The sequence below is a fragment of the Sphingobium sp. GW821-FHT02B05 genome (assembly GCF_059421905.1).
The window spans coordinates 1-3,062 of record NZ_JBWKVW010000025.1 but is presented as its reverse complement, the minus strand read 5'-3'; the positions used below and the strand labels follow the sequence as shown (position 1 = coordinate 3,062).

At 57.5% G+C, this 3,062-nt stretch carries 4 protein-coding genes; 3 read left to right on the top strand and 1 reads right to left on the bottom strand.

The features are described from left to right. The first annotated feature begins 149 nt into the window (after positions 1-149). From AC07UX_RS21090 to AC07UX_RS21080, 3 genes are all read left to right on the top strand, one after another. Positions 150-910, top strand: a protein-coding gene (locus AC07UX_RS21090; RefSeq protein ID WP_495193921.1) for an IS5 family transposase whose coding sequence is annotated in 2 segments (ribosomal slippage) — positions 150-474 and positions 474-910 — 762 coding nt in all. Because the reading frame shifts where the segments join, the coding sequence is not laid out codon by codon here. A gap of 169 nt (positions 911-1,079) precedes the next feature. After that, positions 1,080-1,262, top strand: coding sequence for a hypothetical protein (locus AC07UX_RS21085; RefSeq protein WP_495193920.1), 183 nt, complete (start codon positions 1,080-1,082; stop codon positions 1,260-1,262). Positions 1,263-1,354: 92 nt separating this feature from the next. After that, a complete protein-coding gene (locus AC07UX_RS21080) occupies positions 1,355-1,597 on the top strand; it encodes a helix-turn-helix transcriptional regulator (protein ID WP_495193919.1) in 243 nt (80 codons plus the stop codon). Here AC07UX_RS21080 and AC07UX_RS21075 read toward each other — a convergent pair. Beyond that, a complete protein-coding gene (locus AC07UX_RS21075; protein ID WP_495193918.1) occupies positions 1,582-2,868 on the bottom strand; it encodes a tyrosine-type recombinase/integrase in 1,287 nt (428 codons plus the stop codon). The two genes, AC07UX_RS21080 and AC07UX_RS21075, sit on opposite strands and share 16 nt — an antisense overlap. Between the last annotated feature and the right edge of the window lie 194 nt (positions 2,869-3,062).

Below are 3,062 nucleotides of genomic sequence, written 5' to 3'. Positions count from 1 at the left end.
ATCGACGGCCTGCGCCACATCGGCAGCGCTGATCTGGTCGTCCCACAGGTCCTTAGCCAACACGATCGCGATCTCGGCCTCCGCCTTAGGGTCAGGACCCATTGATATGGGCGTTGCGATCTGATTCATGCTCCGAGAGGAGATTGAATTTGAGCGACCTATATTGGCTGACGCACGAGCAGATGACGCGGCTTGAGCCGTATTTTCCCAAGAGCCACGGCAAGCCCCGCGTTGATGATCGGCGGGTATTGAGCGGGATCATCTTTGTGAACCGTAACGGGCTGCGCTGGCGGGATGCACCGAAGGATTATGGGCCGCACAAGACGCTCTACAATCGCTGGAAGCGGTGGAGCGATAAGGGCGTGTTCCTGCGGATGATGGAAGGTCTGGCCGCGCCTCAGTCTTCCGAACGCAAGACGGTGATGATCGACGCGACCTATCTGAAGGCACACCGCACGGCATCGAGCCTGCGGGTAAAAAAGGGGGCGCGGGGTGCCTGATCGGACGCACGAAAGGCGGTATGAACACCAAGCTTCATGCCGTGACGGACACCAATGGTCGCCCGATCAGCTTCTTCATGACTGCGGGCCAGGTCAGCGATTATATCGGTGCGGCTGCCCTTCTCGACGAGCTTCCCAAAGCCCAGTGGCTGCTGGCCGATCGGGGCTATGATGCCGACTGGTTTCGCGACGCCTTACAGGAAAAGGGCATCAAACCTTGCATCCCGGGCCGAAAATCCCGGAGCAAACCCGTCAAATATGACAAGCGTCGCTATAAACGGCGCAACCGCATCGAGATCATGTTCGGACGCCTCAAGGATTGGCGCCGGGTTGCTACCCGCTACGATCGATGCCCGACAGCATTCTTCTCCGCCATCGCGCTCGCAGCCACCGTCATCTTCTGGCTCTGATCAACGAGTCCTGACCCTAGCGCACCCCTTTGAATTGTCGGGGTGTTCTCCAAACGATGTCGGACTGTGCTGAGGCGCATCTCAAGACCGGGATGTCTTCAATCAACCGACTCTCTGCAAATCTGCCTTCCCGGTTGGGGAGCCACTGAACGTCGGCTTCTGATAGGGCATGCTGATCGAAAAATCCTCGGCGAAAGGCAGTAAAGTCGGAGTTCGCAGCATCGCGGCTCGGATTAATGAATGGCCGTTGTCAGAAAGCTCTCGTGGCGGTCTGAATGTCAGAAATGTTGGCGACAGCGGCCATCACAGCGCCTTGCCGGGAATGTCCGCTATCCCGTATTGGTTGCTCTGAAGCGGACTGGGCGCAAAGTCCCAATTGCGGCCATAGGTATTTAGGTTCGGGACGGGCTCAGGTTCCACTTGAAAAGCCGATGCCGGATTGGCATGATGATGGCGCGGGCAGACCAGACTTTAAAAGTAGGTTTGCAGATGACAGAAAGAGACGAGCAGTTTTTGCGGCTTAAGGCGGTGATTGAGAAGACGGGGAAGCCCAAAGCGTCAATCTATCGCGAGATCCATTTAGGTAGGTTTCCGGCACCAGAGAAGATAGGCGCCAGAGCGGTCGCTTGGCGCCTATCACGGATATTACGCTGGATGCAGGCGCCGAGCGCTTACCAGGACGACTGAAACCACTCCAACGCCCCAACATTGGGCTTTACCGGCGTCGCCTTCTCAATGGCGATCGCCGCTGAAGCCTGTTCGGCCTTATCGAGATAGTCGGCCCACCATTTGAGCATCTGCCGACGGTGGGAGAGGTAGCGTGCGGCGTTGTAGACGGCGCGAACACCGCCGGGCACATGCGCCAGCTGCACCTCGATCCAATCCGCCTTGAACAGGCCGGTTTCATTCAGCACGGTGCTGGCGATCGAACGGAACCCATGCACCGTCGCCTTGTCGCCGACGCCAAGGCGCTGAAGCAAGACCAGCATCCGGTTCGAACTGATCGTGTCTCCCTGGTTCCCGATCACCGGGAACAGATATTGGCCGAAGCGCTCATTGCCATATTTGCCGTAGACGTTGAGCTCTTTGATTTCTCGGAGCAACGCGACCGCCTGCGGCGGCAACGGCACGAGATGCTCGACCCGCATCTTCATGCGGTCAGCCGGAATACGCCAGAGCGGCTCGAGACCTCCCAGACCTTCAAATTCGCACCATTGGGCGTGGCGGGTTTCCGTCGTTCGCACCATCGTCAGGATTGTCCAGCGCAAGGCGAGATGGCTTAATCGCGAACCAGTGTCCGCGTTGAGCGCCGCGTAGAAGCGAGGCAATTCCTTGATTGGTATTTTCGATCGATGCGTGACTGCGGCGCGCTTGCGCATGACCGTGCCAAGGTCACGGCAGGGATCCGTCAGCACCCGGCCATCGGGAATGCCGAACCGGAAGATTTCGCTGCAATAGGCCCGCACTCGATGCGCCATCTCGATCGCGCCGCGATCCTCAATGGTCTTGAGCGCATCGAGCATGTCGCGCGGCAAGATCGATCGCACAGGCAGTTTTTCGATGGTGGGAAAAATGTCGGCCTCGAGCCGACGCCTGATCACACCTGCGTAGCGATCGGACCATCCGGGTCGCTTGGCAAGCATCCATTCCTGGGCCAGCTGGCGGAATGTGGTGCGCTCAGCCTGCTCCTCATATTTTAGCTGTCGCTTGATGTCAGCCGGATCATTTCCGGCAGACAGAACCGCTTTCATCTCCTCGCGCCAGACACGGGCGCGATCAATGCTCATCAGCGGATAGTCGCCTCCGGTGATCGTCTTCTGCTTGTGATGGAAGCGATAGGAAAGGCGCCACTCGCGTCGGCCGTTGGGCAGCACGCAGATATTGAGACCGCCACCATCGGCTTTTTTTATGGGGCGCGCGGCAGGCAGAATGGATTGGATGATAGTATCGGTCAGCACGGATCAGTCTCCTGGACGCCGTGCGCGAGACTTGAATCCTAACTTTGCACCAACAAATTTACCAACAAATCTCATGGTAACCACCTAGGCGGTTATGATCCTGTGTGAGATCATGTTATATGAGATAACAGCCTGAATATAGGCTATTTTTTGATGCCCATTTTGGACTTTGTTGGTCTTTTTGGACCTCAGAT

What these genes read in the sequence shown, in the direction of transcription:
- AC07UX_RS21085 (WP_495193920.1), top strand. Translation starts at nt 1,080, where the DNA reads ATGCTGATCGAAAAATCCTCGGCGAAAGGCAGTAAAGTCGGAGTTCGC.
- AC07UX_RS21080 (WP_495193919.1), top strand. Translation starts at nt 1,355, where the DNA reads ATGATGATGGCGCGGGCAGACCAGACTTTAAAAGTAGGTTTGCAGATG.